This window comes from Pseudomonas sp. NEEL19 (assembly GCF_028751975.1).
Taxonomy (GTDB): domain Bacteria; phylum Pseudomonadota; class Gammaproteobacteria; order Pseudomonadales; family Pseudomonadaceae; genus Aquipseudomonas; species Aquipseudomonas juntendi.
In genome coordinates this window covers 1322653-1338377 of sequence record NZ_CP081491.1, presented here as the reverse complement: position 1 = coordinate 1338377, position 15725 = coordinate 1322653, and the positions used below count along the sequence as shown (strand labels likewise).

Annotated in this window: 11 protein-coding genes and 4 tRNA genes; 5 read left to right on the top strand and 10 right to left on the bottom strand. The window is 63.3% G+C overall.

Features of this window, described 5'->3' with window-relative positions:
• Positions 1–119 precede the first annotated feature (119 nt).
• Positions 120–917: a type I methionyl aminopeptidase gene (gene map, locus K4A76_RS06075; RefSeq protein WP_443218414.1), complete on the top strand. Its 798-nt coding sequence runs from the start codon at positions 120–122 to the stop codon at positions 915–917.
• 108 nt (positions 918–1025) lie between these two features.
• On the opposite strand, the gene K4A76_RS06070 is transcribed toward map, so the two are convergent.
• From K4A76_RS06070 to K4A76_RS06055, 4 genes are all read right to left on the bottom strand, one after another.
• Positions 1026–1102 (bottom strand) — tRNA-Asp (locus K4A76_RS06070).
• A 13-nt stretch (positions 1103–1115) separates the two neighbouring features.
• Positions 1116–1191 (bottom strand) — tRNA-Val (locus K4A76_RS06065).
• Between the two features lie 170 nt (positions 1192–1361).
• Positions 1362–1438, bottom strand: a tRNA-Asp gene (locus tag K4A76_RS06060).
• 13 nt (positions 1439–1451) lie between these two features.
• Positions 1452–1527, bottom strand: a tRNA-Val gene (locus K4A76_RS06055).
• 217 nt (positions 1528–1744) lie between these two features.
• Between K4A76_RS06055 and rdgC the strand changes: the two genes are divergently transcribed.
• The 3 genes from rdgC to sugE all read left to right on the top strand — a co-directional run bounded on the left by rdgC (position 1745) and on the right by sugE (position 4263).
• On the top strand, positions 1745–2665 hold the full coding sequence (gene rdgC, locus K4A76_RS06050; protein WP_009686222.1) for a recombination-associated protein RdgC: 921 nt from the start codon (positions 1745–1747) through the stop codon (positions 2663–2665).
• A 185-nt stretch (positions 2666–2850) separates the two neighbouring features.
• Positions 2851–3822: a bile acid:sodium symporter family protein gene (locus K4A76_RS06045; protein WP_054890437.1), complete on the top strand. Its 972-nt coding sequence runs from the start codon at positions 2851–2853 to the stop codon at positions 3820–3822.
• A 123-nt stretch (positions 3823–3945) separates the two neighbouring features.
• Complete coding sequence (gene sugE / locus K4A76_RS06040) at positions 3946–4263, top strand: quaternary ammonium compound efflux SMR transporter SugE (RefSeq protein WP_009686221.1); 318 nt, start codon at positions 3946–3948, stop codon at positions 4261–4263.
• A gap of 9 nt (positions 4264–4272) precedes the next feature.
• Here the strand turns inward: sugE and K4A76_RS06035 are convergent, their stop codons facing one another.
• The 4 genes from K4A76_RS06035 to K4A76_RS06020 form a co-directional block, all read right to left on the bottom strand.
• Entirely contained in the window at positions 4273–6150 is a 1878-nt protein-coding gene (locus K4A76_RS06035) for an MFS transporter (RefSeq protein ID WP_274411731.1), read from the bottom strand.
• A gap of 139 nt (positions 6151–6289) precedes the next feature.
• Positions 6290–7123 (bottom strand): amidohydrolase family protein, encoded by an 834-nt coding sequence (locus K4A76_RS06030; RefSeq protein WP_274411730.1) that lies wholly within the window; start codon positions 7121–7123, stop codon positions 6290–6292.
• Between the two features lie 23 nt (positions 7124–7146).
• The gene (locus K4A76_RS06025) at positions 7147–8421 is read right to left on the bottom strand and encodes an MFS transporter (protein ID WP_274411729.1); all 1275 of its coding nucleotides are present in this window, start codon (positions 8419–8421) and stop codon (positions 7147–7149) included.
• 99 nt (positions 8422–8520) lie between these two features.
• A complete protein-coding gene (locus tag K4A76_RS06020; protein ID WP_029886688.1) occupies positions 8521–9252 on the bottom strand; it encodes a GntR family transcriptional regulator in 732 nt (243 codons plus the stop codon).
• Between the two features lie 237 nt (positions 9253–9489).
• Between K4A76_RS06020 and K4A76_RS06015 the strand changes: the two genes are divergently transcribed.
• Positions 9490–12966: a hybrid sensor histidine kinase/response regulator gene (locus K4A76_RS06015; protein WP_009686216.1), complete on the top strand. Its 3477-nt coding sequence runs from the start codon at positions 9490–9492 to the stop codon at positions 12964–12966.
• Here the strand turns inward: K4A76_RS06015 and rmuC are convergent.
• Positions 12938–14311 (bottom strand): DNA recombination protein RmuC, encoded by a 1374-nt coding sequence (gene rmuC / locus K4A76_RS06010; RefSeq protein WP_177329606.1) that lies wholly within the window; start codon positions 14309–14311, stop codon positions 12938–12940. The genes K4A76_RS06015 and rmuC overlap by 29 nt on opposite strands.
• Positions 14312–14471: 160 nt before the next feature.
• Positions 14472–14891, bottom strand: coding sequence for a tetratricopeptide repeat protein (locus tag K4A76_RS06005; protein ID WP_047149702.1), 420 nt, complete (start codon positions 14889–14891; stop codon positions 14472–14474).
• Positions 14892–15725 lie beyond the last annotated feature (834 nt).

Genomic DNA, 15725 nt, shown 5'->3' with positions numbered 1-15725 from the left:
GTGGGCCAGCTAGAGCAGACGCTTCTACCACGCCCGCGCTCTGGCGTACCGTGCGCACCCTGCGCACCATGCGGTGGCAACTTCACACCCGCTGGCGCTATGCTGGGGCAAATTCCAGCATGAGCAACCTCCCTTTCCCCATGCCCCAGGTGATCCTCAAGACCCCCGCCCAACTCGAGCTGATGCGCCGGGCCGGCCAGTTGCTGGCCCAGGTATTCGCTGACCTCGACAACTTCATCCGCCCCGGCGTGACGACCCTGCAAATCAACGACCGCGCCGAAGCCTACATTGTCGAAACGCTCAAGGCCCGGCCTGCGAGCAAGGGCCAGTACGGGTTCCCCTACTCGCTCAATACCTCGGTGGACCATGTGGTCTGCCATGGCATACCCAGGGCCGACGAGGTGCTTGAGGAAGGCTCGATCGTCAACGTCGACATTACCCTGGAACAGGGCGGCTACATCGCCGACGCCTCGAAGATGTACTGCATTGGCACGATCAGCGACGAGGCCCGCCGCCTGGTCGACACCACCTATGCAGCGCTGTGGAAAGGCATCGAGCAGGTGCGCCCTGGGGCCACGCTGGGTGACATCGGCCACGCCGTGCAGGCCCATGCCGAGGCCGCGGGCTACAGCGTGGTGCGCGAATACTGTGGGCATGGTATCGGCCAGCAGATGCATGAAGCACCGGAGGTGTTGCACGTGGGCCAGCGCGGCATGGGCATGAAGCTCAAGCCAGGCATGGTGTTCACCATCGAACCGATGATCAACCAGGGTGGGCGCGGCACGCGCGAACTGAAAGATGGCTGGACGGTGGTTACCCGCGACCACAGCTTGTCGGCGCAGTGGGAGCACACGGTGGCGGTGACGGACGACGGTTTCGAAGTGCTGACGTTGCGTGAAGAAGAACGCCGGGGCTGAAACTGAAGCGCTCTGCGGGCTCTTGAAGCATACAGGCACAAAAAAAGCGACCCTAGGGTCGCTTTCTTTGTAACTTCCGGGTGTTCAGTGGGCCCTGGAAGTTGAATATGGCGCAGCGGACGGGACTCGAACCCGCGACCCCCGGCGTGACAGGCCGGTATTCTAACCGACTGAACTACCGCTGCGCTATACATCGAGTGGTGGGTGATGACGGGATCGAACCGCCGACCCTCTGCTTGTAAGGCAGATGCTCTCCCGGCTGAGCTAATCACCCATGTCTCTCGGTGTGGCGCGCATTCTACGGGCGACTTTTCGCTCTGGCAAGCCCTTATCGAAGTTTTTGCGCATTTAAATCAGGCACAGAATTTCAGGCAAAAAAAAAGCGACCCTAAGGTCGCTTTCTTTGTAACTTCCGGGTGTTCAGTGGGCCCTGGAAGTTGAATATGGCGCAGCGGACGGGACTCGAACCCGCGACCCCCGGCGTGACAGGCCGGTATTCTAACCGACTGAACTACCGCTGCGCTATACATCGAGTGGTGGGTGATGACGGGATCGAACCGCCGACCCTCTGCTTGTAAGGCAGATGCTCTCCCGGCTGAGCTAATCACCCATGTCTCTCGGTGTGGCGCGCATTCTACGTACGCCCCTGCACCCTGGCAAGCACTTTTTAAACTTTCTTCAAAAAAAACCTCAGGCCTTTCAAAGACCTAACGTTGCCAGGCGTTTTCTTGCGCCATTAACCACTGCTGGCCCTCTGACAGGGTTGGCCTGGGAGCACTGCTCGGAGAATAATGCCCGCCTTATGCATTAATGAGAGATTGCCCCGCATGTGGTTCAAGAACCTGCTGACCTACCGCCTGACCCAGGAAGTACCGTTCGAGCCTGAAGCGCTGGAGGCCGCCCTGGCCAGCAAGCCGGCCCGCGCCTGTGCCAGCCAGGAGCTGTCCACCTATGGTTTCATCGCACCGTTCGGCAAAGGCGAAGACGCGCCCTTGGTGCATGTCAGCGGCGAGTACCTGCTGATTGCCGCACGCAAGGAAGAACGCATCCTGCCAAGCAGCGTGGTCAATGACGCCGTGAAGGAAAAGGTCGAAGAGATCGAGACCGAGCAGATGCGCAAGGTCTACAAGAAGGAACGCGACCAGATTAAGGATGAGATCATTCAGGCCTTCCTGCCGCGCGCGTTCATCCGCCGCTCGATGATTTTCGCTGCCATTGCCCCGCGTCAGGGTGTGATCCTGGTCAACTCGGCCAGCGCCAAGCGTGCCGAAGACCTGCTGTCGACCCTGCGTGAAGTGATGGGCTCGCTGCCAGTGCGCCCAGCCACGGTAAAAATCGCACCGGTTGCCACCATGACCGACTGGGTCAAGTCGCAACAGGCTGCTGAAGGCTTCTACGTGCTGGACGAGTGCGAACTGCGCGACACCGCCGAAGACGGTGGCATCGTGCGCTGCAAACGCCAGGACCTGACCGGCGAAGAAATCCAGCTGCACCTGAGCACCGGCAAGGTGGTTACCCAACTGGCCCTGGCCTGGCAGGACAAGCTGTCGTTCATCCTCGACGACAAGATGGTCATCAAGCGCCTGAAGTTCGAAGAGCTGCTGCAGGAGCAGGCCGAACAGGACGGTGGCGATGAGGCGGCCCAGCAGTTCGACGCCAGCTTCCAGCTGATGATGATGACCTTTGCCGAATTCTTGCCGGTGCTGTTCGAGGCCCTGGGTGGCGAGGAGATTCCGCAGGGGGTCTGATGCTGTTCGAAATGCCGGTGCTGGCTTGGGAGAAATCCCGAGACAGTGCTGGCCTCTTCGCGGGCTTGCCCGCTCCCACAGGTACAACACAGGGCCTGAATACTGTGATGTACCTGTGGGAGCGGGCAAGCCCGCGAAGAAGCCAGTGAAATGCCTGAAGCCATAAATAGAAAAGGAATTGCCCCATGCGTGCCCTCGCCACCCTCAGCCGCTTTGTCGGCAACACCTTCGCCCTGTGGGTGCTGGTGTTCGCCCTGCTGGCTTTCCTGCAACCGCAATGGTTCATCGCCTTGAAGGTAGCCATCGTGCCGCTGCTGGGGCTGGTGATGTTCGGCATGGGCCTCACCCTCAAGCTCGACGACTTCGCCGCCCTCGCCCGCCAGCCCTGGCGGGTGATGCTGGGGGTGGTTGCGCACTTCGTGATCATGCCGGGCATGGCCTGGCTGCTGTGCCAGCTGTTCCAGCTGCCGCCGGAAATTGCCGTGGGTGTGATCCTGGTTGGCTGTTGCCCCAGTGGCACGGCCTCCAACGTGATGGTCTGGCTGTCGCGGGGCGACCTGGCCCTGGCCGTGGCAATTGCTGCCGTCACGACCCTGCTGGCGCCACTGCTGACCCCTGCCCTGATCTGGTTCCTGGCCTCGGCGTGGCTGCCGGTGTCCTTCATGGACATGTTCTGGTCGATCCTGCAACTGGTGATGCTGCCGATCGTGCTGGGCGTTATCGCCCAGCGTTTGCTCGGTGCCCGCGTGCAGGCGGCTGTGCAAGTGCTACCGCTGGTGTCGGTGGTGAGCATCGTGATGATCGTGTGTGCAGTGGTGGCGGCCAGCCAGGCAAAAATTGCCGAATCGGGGCTGCTGATCATGGCAGTGGTAGTGCTGCACAACAGCTTTGGCTACTTGTTGGGGTACCTGACCGGCAGGCTGTGCAAACTGCCACTGGCCCAGCGCAAGTCACTGGCGCTGGAGGTGGGCATGCAGAACTCGGGGCTGGGGGCGGCATTGGCAGCGGCGCATTTTTCGCCCCTGGCAGCGGTGCCCAGTGCATTGTTCAGCGTTTGGCACAATATTTCCGGGGCTCTGCTGTCGACCTGGTTCCGGCGCATGGGTGAGCCCGGGGAGCAGGCTGAAGGGGTGGAACCGGCCAGGCATCGAGGGTGACAGCCAGGCTTGCCCTGAAACCTGCAGGTGTGCACTATAGTGCTCACTGTGAGGACGGCCTCACGACGCACCGCGTGATCATTCCGGGGACGGCCCCATCATTCACCACGATGGAGAAGCACCATGTCCTGGATCATCCTGTTCTTCGCCGGCCTGTTCGAGGTCGGCTGGGCCGTAGGCCTCAAATACACCGACGGCTTCAGCAAGCCACTGCCTACCGTACTCACCGTTGCCGCCATGGCTATCAGCCTCGGCCTTCTGGGCCTGGCCATGAAGGAGTTGCCGCTGGGCACTGCCTACGCCATCTGGACCGGGGTGGGTGCCGTGGGCACGGTGATCGCCGGCATTATCCTGTTCGGCGAATCCATGGCCCTGGTACGCCTGGTTAGCGTGGCGCTGATCATCACCGGCCTGGTCGGCCTGAAGGTCAGCGCCAGCTGATCCTCTTCCCTAGCGCAGGTTGCCGCGCAAGCGGCTGACCTGCTCTCGCAAGGCTTCTGGCTGCGCCGCCTCCACCGGGATGGCGGCACCGGCCACGATGGTCACCCGCGACCACAACCGCTTGAAGAAGCCTTTGCGTGGGTCGCGGCTGAAGAAACTGCCCCACAAGCCCTGCAAGGCCAGCGGAATCACCGGCACCGGGGTTTCTTCGAGGATGCGCTTGACGCCCCCCTTGAACACATCGATTTCACCATCACCGGTCAGTTTGCCCTCCGGGAAGATGCACACCAGTTCGCCGTCGGCCAGGTACGCGGCAATGCGCGCGAAGGCCCGCTCGTACGTGGCCTGGTCTTCATTGCGCCCGGCAATCGGGATGGCCCCTGCGGTACGGAAAACGAAGTTGAGCACCGGCAGGTTGTAGATCTTGTAGTACATGACAAAGCGGATCGGCCGGCGGATCGCCCCACCCAACAGCAGCGCGTCGACGAACGAGACATGGTTGCACACCAGCAACGCAGCACCCTGGTCGGGAATGCGCTGGAGGTCACGGTGCTGCACGCGGTACATCGAATGGCTGAGCAGCCAGATCAAGAAGCGCATGGTGAACTCGGGCACGATCCTGAAAATGTAGGCGTTGACCGCGATATTGAGCAGCGACACCACCAGGAACAGCTGGGGGATGCTTAGCTTGGCCAGGCCCAGCAGGAGGATGGTGAGCAGTGCCGACACCACCATGAACAGGGCATTGAGGATGTTGTTGGCCGCGATTACCCGGGCGCGCTGGTCTTCGCCAGTGCGGGCCTGGATCAAGGCATACAGCGGCACGATATAGAAGCCGCCGAACACCCCCAGGCCCATGATCGACAGCAGGATCCACCAGGCCTGGCTCATGCCCAGCAGCGCCAGCCAGTCATGCGGAGCAGCGGCCGCTGGCACATCGCCAGAGTGCCACCACCACAACAACCCGAACAGGGTCAGGCCGAACGAGCCGAATGGTACCAGGCCGATTTCCACCTTGCGCCCGCTGAGCCGTTCGCACAGCAGCGAGCCCAGCGCGATACCCACCGAGAACAGCGTCAGCACCAGCGTTACCACGGTGCCGTCACCGTGCAGCCAGTCCTTGGCGTAGGCCGGAATCTGCGTAAGGTAGATGGCACCGACAAACCAGAACCACGAGTTGCCGACGATCGACCGCGACACTGCCGGCGGCTGGCCCAGGCCCATGCGCAGGATCACCCAGGATTGCTTGAAGATATTCCAGTCCAGCGGCATGTTCGGCGAGGCCGCGGCTGCCCGCGGGATCCAGCGGCTGGCCAGGTAGCCCAGCACCGCAGTGCCGACCCCCCCCCCGGCCACCACGGTGGCGTAGCTGTCGGCCGACATCATCACCCCGGCGCCGATGGTGCCTGCCAGGATGGCAAGGAAGGTGCCGGTTTCGACCAGCCCGTTGCCACCGACCAGCTCTTCTTCACGCAGGGCCTGGGGCAGGATGGAATACTTCACCGGGCCGAACAGCGCCGAATGCGTGCCCATGCCGAACAGCGCCACCAGCATCAGCGCCAGGTGGTTGGTGATGAAGCCCAGCGCGCCGACCGCCATGATCGCGATCTCGGCCAGCTTGATGGCGCGGATCAGCGCGTCCTTGGCAAATTTTTCGCCAAACTGCCCACCCAACGCCGAAAACAGGAAAAACGGCAGAATGAACAGCAAGGCACACAGGTTGACCCAGATCGACCGGTCACCCTCGCCCAGGCTGAGCTTGAACAGGATCGCCAGGATCAGCGACTGCTTGAACAGGTTGTCGTTGAAGGCACCCAGCGACTGAGTGATGAAAAACGGCAGGAAGCGCCGCTTGCCGAGCAAGGTGAATTGCGAGGAATGACTCATCGTCCTTGGTCCTGATGGCTTTTCAATTGGAGGCGCGCCGGGCGCACCAGGCCACAAATCTGCATGGGAAATGCAGCGGCTGGCAAGCGCAGGGGCAGAACCCGCCACGCTCAGCGGGTCGATCGCGCCCGGCAGGCGCTCATTCGAAACCGAACAAAGCCCGCGCGGTATCCACCAGCAGGGCCTGGCGCAGCTGGGCCGAGCAACCCAAGGCCTCGAACTGCTGCACTGCAGTGGCAAAACTGATCGCCGACTCATGCTGGGTATGCGGCCAATCACTGCCCCACATCAAACGCTCGGCGCCGTAGTGCGCTTCCAGCGCGCACAGTGCCGAGCGCGCGAAGGCCAGATTCTCGTCCGGCGCCCCCGCCAGCCGGTAGATCCCCGACACCTTCACCCAAACCTTGCCCTGCCCGCCCAGGGTCAACAGTTCGGCGAACCCGGGCTGGCCCAGCCCACGGCGGGCATCGGGGCGGCCGAAATGGTCGATGACGATGTTCAGGCCATAGGGCTGCAGCGCGCGGACCAGTGCCGGTATGTCCGCCACCTGCCGGTGCAGTTCCAGGTGCCAGCCTTGTTCGCCAATACGTTCGAGCAGCGGTGGCCAGCGGCCACTGGTCAGGTCCGGCAGGGTCTGACCCATCAGGTTCAGGCGCACACCACGCACGCCTGACCGGGCCATGTCGGCAAGGGTGTGTGGCTCGACATCGGGCGCCAGCATCACCACCCCGCGCAGTTGCTGCGGCACCGCCTGCAGGGCGCTGAGCAGGTAGCGGTTGTCGGTGCCGAGGAAACTCGGCTGCACCAGCACGCCATGGCTGAAACCATGGGCCAGCAGCTGGCCCAGGTAGTCGCCCAGCGGCGCATCGTAATCAGGGGCATAGCGCCGCTCACTGGCCAGCGCCAGCCCACGGCTGAAAACGTGGGCGTGGCTGTCGATCGCGCTCAGGTGTAAAGGAGGTACGTCGGGCATGGCTCTCATACAGAAAAGTCAGGTTATTTGGCAACTGCCCCGGCGGTGTGCGGCGCCGTGGCATTTTCGAGGGTGCGCCCGCGGGTCTCCGGCAAGCACAAGGCGGCGATCACCGCCACGCCATAGGCGATGCCAGCGTCGATACCAATGGCGCTGCCCAAGGACATCGACTCGCTCATGTGGCCGACCAGGAACGGGAACACTGCCGACAGTACGCGGCCGAAGTTGTAGCAGAAGCCCACCCCGGCACCGCGCACCTCGGCCGGGTACAGTTCATTGAAAAACGCCCCCAGACTGGCCGGGATACCGGCGGCGAAAAAGCCCAGCGGGAAGCCGAGGAACAGCATCTGCGTGTTGGTCAGCGGGAAGAACACATAGGCTTGTACAGTCAGCACGCAGCACAGGGCGAACAGCAGAATATTCTTGCGCCGACCGATGCGGTCGATCAGCAGGCCGCTGACCACGCAACCGCACCAGAAGGCCAGGATGATCACCGCCAGGTAACCACCGGAGTTCAGCACCGACAGGTGGCGCTCGGTTTTGAGGAAGGTCGGCAGCCAGGTCATTACGGCGTGGTACCCACCATGGGCGCCCAGGCCAAGCAGGCCGCCCAGCAAGGTCACGCGCAACAGCTGCGGGCGGAAGATGCCGGCCATGGAGTGCAGGAAGCTGGCAGGGATGGCATTGGCGCTCTGCAGGCGCTGGAAGCTGTCCGGTTCGGGCACGTTGCGGCGTACCCAAAGGATCAGCAACGACGGCAACAGGCCGACGAAGAACATCACCCGCCAGGCAAATTCCTGCGGCACCAGCGAGTAGATCAGCATGAACAGTGCCACGGCCAGGCCCCAGCCCACGGCCCAGGCGCTCTGTACCGTGCCCATGACCTTGCCGCGGTATTTCGGGTTGATGGTTTCGGCCATCAGCACGGCGCCGGCAGCCCACTCGCCGCCGATACCGAAGCCTTGCATGGCCTTGACCAACAGCAAGGGGTAAAAACCGGTGACGAACGCCGAGAGGAAGGTGAAGCACGAGAACCAGAGGATCATCCACTGCAGGGTCCGCACGCGGCCGTAGCGGTCGGACAAGGTGCCACCCAGCCAGCCGCCGATGGCCGAAGTCACCAGGGTCAGGCCACTGATCAGGCCGGCATCACCTTTGCTCAGGGAGAACGCGCCGATCAGCGCCGGGATGGCCAGGCCGAACATCTGCACTTCCAGCGCATCGAGCGACCAGCCGCCGAAACAGGCCCAGAATGTCTTGCGTTCCCGCGAGGTGATCTGGCGATACCAACTGAACATGATTGTTATCCTTCTAGTGTGTGCCTGTGACCGCCAGGCAGGCGAAGCCACCGCGCCGCGTGTGCACGGCGCAGAGGGAAACGGGGTGCAGCCGCCGGCTTAGCGAATGTCGATGCGGTAGCGGAAGTGCTGCGCATGGCCGCGTGAGCGGCGCCATTCCAGCGGCTTGCCGGCGTAGTCACGGGCCAGGCGCTCGATCACCACCACCGGGCTGCCGGCCGGCAGTTGCAACAAACGGCCATGCGCCGCGTCAACCGCTTCGGCGGTGAGGGTTTCTTCGGCGTAGGCGACCACCTGGCCGCACAGTGCTTCGTAGAGGGGGTACAGCAGCGGCCCCTCGCTGTTCAGGTCGACCTCCAACAACGGCTGGAACGTCTGGCGCGGCAACCAGATTTCTTCGGCCAGTACCGGCTGGGCGCCGAGCAGGCGCGTACGGACAATTCGGATCACCTCGCTGTGAACCGCCAGGCCCAGTGCTTCGGCGACCGCCGAAGGCGCGGTCATCGGCTCGATGGCAAGAATGCGGCTTTCAGGCACCGCGCGCTGGCCATTGGCGGCTTCGAAGCGGAAGAACCGGAACAGCGAAGACTGGAATTGCGGGCGGCGCACGAAGGTACCGCGCCCCTGCTGACGCTCCAGCACGCCTTCAGCCACCAGTACGTCCACGGCTTTGCGCACGGTGCCGACTGACATGTCGAACTCGGTGGCCAAGGCAGCCTCAGTCGGGATCGCTTCGCCTGGGCGCCAGCGGTTGTTGGCAATCTGCTCGAGCAAGTGGTCGCGCAGTTGTTGGTAACGGGGCAGTCGAGCATCACCGGACAGTGGGTGCATGGGTCTCGCTCTCTTGTTGTTATATAAACATATATATGAATTCTGGAAGCAGTATTCCCCGCGTATGCCGGGCTGTCAATCCTCCACCTGCCTCGCTCGCGACAGGGCCAATACCGGTCAACGAAGCCGGGCCCTGCGACCACGCGCCACTGCGACCATCGTCGGCGCTGACGAAGCGCCACCAGCGTGCCAGACTGGTAGATCGGGACCGCGTTATCTTATTGCTTCGGAGTTTCCATGTCGTTGTCCAGCGGGCTGATCGCCGTGGTCGCCCTGGCCTATATGGCCATCATGTTCGCCATCGCCTTCTATGGCGACCGCCGCAGCACGCCGTTGCCGCCCAAACTGCGTGCCTGGGTGTACAGCCTGTCGCTGGCCGTGTACTGCACCAGCTGGACCTTCTTCGGCGCCGTTGGCCAGGCCGCCGAACAACTGTGGGCGTTCTTGCCGATCTACCTGGGCCCGGTACTGCTGCTGATTTTTGCGCCTTGGGTGTTGCAGAAGATGGTGCTGATCAGCAAGCAGCAGAACATCACCTCGATCGCCGACTTCATCGCCGCACGCTATGGCAAGTCGCAGACCCTGGCGGTGGTGGTGGCGCTGATCTGCCTGGTTGGCGTGCTGCCCTACATCGCCCTGCAGCTCAAGGGCATCGTGCTGGGCGTGAACTTGCTGATCGGCGCCAGTGCCGACGCCACCGGCACACGCGTCCAGGACACCGCGCTGGTGGTGTCGCTGGTATTGGCGCTGTTCGCCATCGTGTTCGGCACGCGCAGCCTGGACGTGACCGAACACCACCGTGGCATGGTCCTGGCCATTGCCTTCGAATCGCTGATCAAGCTGCTGGCCTTCCTGGCTGTGGGCATCTTCGTGGTGTTCAACCTGTATGACGGCTTCGGCGACCTGTTCAGCCAGGCACGCCAGTCGATTCAGTTGCAGGATTACTGGCAGGAGACCATCAACTGGCCCTCCATGGTGGTGCAGACCGCCGTGGCGATGATGGCGATCATCTGCCTGCCGCGGCAGTTCCACGTTACCGTGGTGGAGAACATCGAACCACAAGACCTGCGCCTGGCCCGCTGGGTGTTCCCCCTGTACCTGGGGCTGGCTGCCCTGTTCGTGGTGCCGATTGCCCTGGCCGGGCAAATGCTGCTGCCAGGGGCCGTGATCTCCGACTCGTTCGTGATCAGCCTGCCGCTGGCCGAGGCCCACCCGAGCCTGGCGCTGCTGGCGTTCATCGGCGGCGCCTCGGCAGCCACCGGCATGGTCATCGTCGAGGCCGTGGCACTGTCGACCATGGTCTCCAACGACATGCTGCTGCCTTGGCTGCTACGCCGCAACAATGCCGAACGGCCGTTCGAAGCGTTCCGTCACTGGATGCTCTCGGTGCGCCGGGTGACCATCGTGGTGATCCTGCTGCTGGCCTATGTCAGCTATCGCCTGCTGGGCTCGACCGCCAGCCTGGCAACCATCGGCCAGATCGCGTTTGCCGCCGTGACCCAATTGACCCCGGCCATGCTCGGCGCACTGTACTGGAAGCAGGCCAACCGCCGCGGTGTGTTTGCCGGCCTGGCTGCCGGTATCTTCCTGTGGTTCTACACCCTGGTGTTGCCGATTGCCGCGCACAGTGTGGGCTGGCCCCTGCAGGTGTTCCCAGGGCTGGCTTGGCTGCACGGCAACCCGCTGAACCTGCCGATCAGCCCCCTGACCCAGGGCGTGGTGTTGTCGCTGGCGGGCAACTTCACCCTGTTCGCCTGGGTATCGCTGCTGTCGCGCACGCGGGTGTCCGAACATTGGCAGGCTGGCCGCTTCATTGGCCAGCAGACCAGCGCCCGGCCCAGCAGCAAGCCGCTGCTGGCGGTACAGATCGACGACCTGCTGACCCTGGCATCGCGCTTTGTCGGCGAAGAGCGCGCCCGGCAGAGCTTCATCCGCTTTGCCTACCGCCAGGGCAAGGGCTTCAACCCCAACCAGAACGCGGACGGCGACTGGATCGAACACACCGAACGGCTGCTGGCCGGCGTGCTGGGCACCTCGTCGACCCGCGCGGTGGTCAAGGCGGCCATCGAAGGCCGCGACATGCAGCTGGAAGACGTGGTACGCATCGCCGATGAAGCCAGCGAAGTCCTGCAGTTCAACCGCGCCCTGCTGCAGGGCGCCATCGAAAACATCAACCAAGGCATCAGCGTGGTCGACCAGAACCTGCACCTGGTGGCCTGGAACCGCCGTTACCTGGAGCTGTTCAACTACCCGGAGGGGCTGATCAGTGTCGGCCGGCCGATTGCCGACATCATCCGTTACAACGCCGAGCGCGGGTTGTGCGGCCCCGGCGAAGCACAGGTGCACGTGGCGCGCCGCCTGCACTGGATGCGCCAGGGCCGTGCGCACTCCTCCGAGCGGTTGTTCCCCAACGGCCGGGTAATCGAGTTGATCGGCAACCCGATGCCCGGGGGCGGGTTCGTCATGAGTTTCACCGACATCACGCCGTTCCGCGAGGCCGAACAGGCACTGCGCGATGCCAACGAAGGCCTGGAGCAACGGGTGGCCGAGCGCACCCATGAACTGTCGCAACTGAACCAGGCCTTATCCGAAGCCAAGAGCCAGGCCGAAGCGGTCAGCAAGTCCAAGACCCGCTTCCTGGCTGCAGTCAGCCATGACCTGATGCAACCGTTGAACGCTGCGCGGCTGTTTTCCGCCGCCTTGTCGCAGCAGGCCGAAGGCATGAATGAAGAAGCCCGGCAATTGGTGCAGCACATGGACAGCTCGCTGCGCTCGGCAGAGGAGCTAATCAGCGACCTGCTGGACATCTCGCGCCTGGAAAACGGCAAGATCACGCCAGACGCCAAGCCCTTCGCCCTTACCGAACTGTTCGACACCCTCGGCGCCGAGTTCAAGCTGCTGGCTGCCGAGAAGGGCCTGGAATTCCGCCTGCGCGGCAGCCGCCTGCGGGTGGACAGTGACATGAAACTGCTGCGCCGGGTGCTGCAGAACTTTCTTACCAACGCCCTGCGCTATGGCAAAAGCCCGATTCTGCTGGGGGCTCGGCGCCAGGGCGGGCGGCTGTGGCTGGAAGTCTGGGACCGCGGCCCAGGCATCGCCGACGACAAGCTGCAGGTGATCTTCCAGGAGTTCAAGCGCCTGGACAGCCACCAGACCCGTGCCGAAAAGGGCCTGGGCCTGGGCCTGGCGATCGCCGACGGCCTGTGCCGGGTGCTCGGCCACCCACTGGAAGTGCGTTCATGGCCAGGCAAAGGTACGGTGTTTCGGGTCAGTGTGCCCATCGCCCGCCAGGCCGCGCCGGCACAGCCCGCCCCGCTGGAACAGGCGAGCCAGCCGCTGGCAGGCTTGCAGGTACTGTGCGTAGACAATGAAGACAGCATTCTGATCGGCATGAACAGCCTGCTCAGCCGTTGGGGTTGCCAGGTGTCTACTGCGCGTAACCAGGCCGAATGCGCCGCCTTGCTGGACCACGGCCTGCGCCCGCACCTGGCGCTGGTGGACTACCACCTGGACGACGGCGAGACCGGCACCGGGCTGATGGGCTGGCTACGTGCGCGGTTGGGTGAACCCGTACCGGGTGTGGTGATCAGTGCCGACGGCAGCAAGGAAACCATTGCCCTGGTGCATGCGTCCGGCCTCGACTACCTGGCCAAGCCGGTCAAGCCTGCGGCCCTGCGCGCCATGCTCAATCGCCATCTGAGCCTGGTTCAGTAAGCGCTTGATCGGCCACCGCCGCGTCGGCCAGCGCCCGTTCCAGCAGGTCGGGCGGCAGGCTTTTGCTGGCGCGGGCGCCGAGCAACTTCAATTGCTCGCTGCGGCTTACCAGGTTACCGCGCCCCTCGCACAACTTGTTGCGCGCCGCAGCATAGGCTTTGTCCACCTGTTGCAGGCGACTGCCCAGCTCGTCCAGGTCCTGGATGAACAGGACGAACTTGTCGTATAGCCAGCCAGCCCGCTCGGCGATCTCCCGGGCATTCTGGCCTTGGCGCTCCTGCTTCCAGAGGCTGTCGATCACCCGCAACGTCGCCAGCAAGGTCGTGGGGCTGACGATCACGATCTGCCGGTCGAAGGCTTCCTGGAACAGGTTAGGCTCCGCCTGCAGGGCCGCCGAGAAGGCCGCCTCGATGGGCACGAACAGCAACACGAAGTCGAGGCTGTGCAGGCCTTCGAGGCGGTTGTAATCCTTGCTCGACAAGCCTTTGACATGGCTGCGCAGCGATTGCACATGCTGCTTGAGCGCGGCCTCGTCATTTGTGGAAACGAACTGCTGGTAGGCCGTGAGGCTGACCTTGGCGTCCACCACCACCTGCTTGTCGCCCGGCAGCATGATCAGCACATCGGGCTGGAAGCGCTCGCCATCGGCGCTCTTCAGGCTGACCTGGGTCTGGTACTCGCGGCCCTTCTCCAGGCCGGCATGCTCCAGGACCCGCTCGAGAATCAACTCGCCCCAGTTGCCCTGGGTTTTCTGCCCCTTCAGTGCCTGGGTCAGGTTGGTAGCTTCGTCGGACAGGCGCAGGTTGAGCTGTTGCAGGCGCTCCAGCTCCTTGCCCAGCGAGAAGCGCTCCCGGGCTTCCTGCTGGTAGCTCTCCTCGACCCGTTTTTCGAACGACTGGATGCGTTCCTTGAGGGGGTCGAGCAACTGGCCAAGGTGCTGCTGACTGGTCTGGGCAAAGCGCTGCTCACGCTCGTCGAAGATCTTGGTGGCCATTTCGGCGAACTGGGCACGCAGGGTGTCACGGGCTTCTTGCAGGTCTTCGAGGCGTTGCTGGTGGCTTTCCTGCTGTTCGCGCAGTTCAGCCTCCAGGCGTGCGCTCTGCGCCTCCAGGCGGCGCAGTTCGGCTTCGCGGTTGGCGCGTTCGAGGTGCCAGGCATGGGCGGCGTCGCGGGCGTTGTCGCGGTCGATCTGCAGCAACTCCAGCTCACGGCCCTGGGCGGCCAGCTGGCTCTGCTTGAGGGTATTGGCTTCGCTGAGGTCGCTGATTTCGTCGCGGCTGGCATCCAGCTGCGCTTGCAGCCCGGCCTGGGCCAACTGGGCGGCGTTGAGGCGCTCCTCCAGCAATGCCTGCTCGCCCTGCCGTGCCCCCTGACGGCGCTGGAGCTGCATGATCCACCCCAGGCAGGGTAAAGCCCCTGCCACCACGCCGAGCAGAATGCTGGCCAGATCCACTGTCATGCTTACCCCGAACGCGCTGTGCAAATTGGCTGCAGCTTATCAGCCTTCAACCCGCAAACCACTGCCCCAGCAGCCGCTGCGCTTCCTGCGAACCTTGCCCCGCCGCAAGCTCCAGCCAGTAACGCGCCTGCGCCGGCGCGTTGTGCTGGCACAACCGCGCGTATTCCAGCTGCGCCCGCCGGTCCCCGGCCCGCGCTGCCTGGCGCAGTAACTCATGGCCAATGCGCCGGTCACGGGCATTGCCGCAATCCCGGCACAGCATTTGCCCAAGCCGGCTTTGCGCCACCACCACACCCTGGCGGGCCGGCTGCTTCAGCAGGCGGCCCGCCAGATGCTTGACCTGGGGCTTGTCACCGAGGCGCGGGCTATCGAGCAGCCACAAGGCCACTTTCAAGCTGAACCGCTTGGCGTCAGGGGGTGGTGTAGGGGCAGCGGAGTTGGCGAGGTGTTTACTGCGGAACTTCATGGCAACACGTCAGGCAATGCGAAAGGCGCGCCACTGTACGCTTTTTTTTTCGCCATGGCCTGTCGAATCCGGAACAATGAAAAAATTTTTAAATGATCTTTTCTTGACGTTCGCCGGCGAATGGCTGGGCTAGTCATCCAGGCTTAGCGATTGTCGGACAGCTTGGCGCGGAGCTGATACGCCCGTGCTAGAGCAAGTGCCGGGGACAATCCACAGTTCCTGTGGATAACTCGGTGGACAACCCTATGACACACCCCGCAAACCCCCGTAAACTGTGGGCTTCAGTCAAACTGACGATTTTTTCACCAGCTGAAAATAGTGTTTTTTTTCATTGACTTAACCACGCAGTCAAGGCATTGGCGAAGTCGGCAGGGGTTGTTGCGGTGCTATTACAAGCCCTGCACCGAATGTGAACAAATGCACCGTGAGCCCTCATTTGAATGCACGCAATGGGCACATCCGTGGCGATACGGGCCATTTGCACCCTCTTCCCAGCCTGGCAAATTCAGGCCATACTGCTCGGCTACCCAATACTGATGCAGTGCTTGCCAAGCGCACTCATTCACTGTACAGTCCGCCTCGTTAGTACCAAGCTGAAAGTCAATTCTGGCCCAATGTCCTTGCAGTCGCCCACCTCCCAAGTGCGGCCCTGCTGAAACCAGGACGGCCCATTCGATGATTCACTCGCCAGCCACAGGCTGGTCAGGCACGAATCACCCGACAGATTGATCAGGATCCCACCCCGATGGCCGCGAACCTTGGCCTCGGCGTGCTGCCTGCCTTCTGAAGTACCTACCAGTCAGCCCAAGCGCCCACATTTGATTGCGCCCCCTC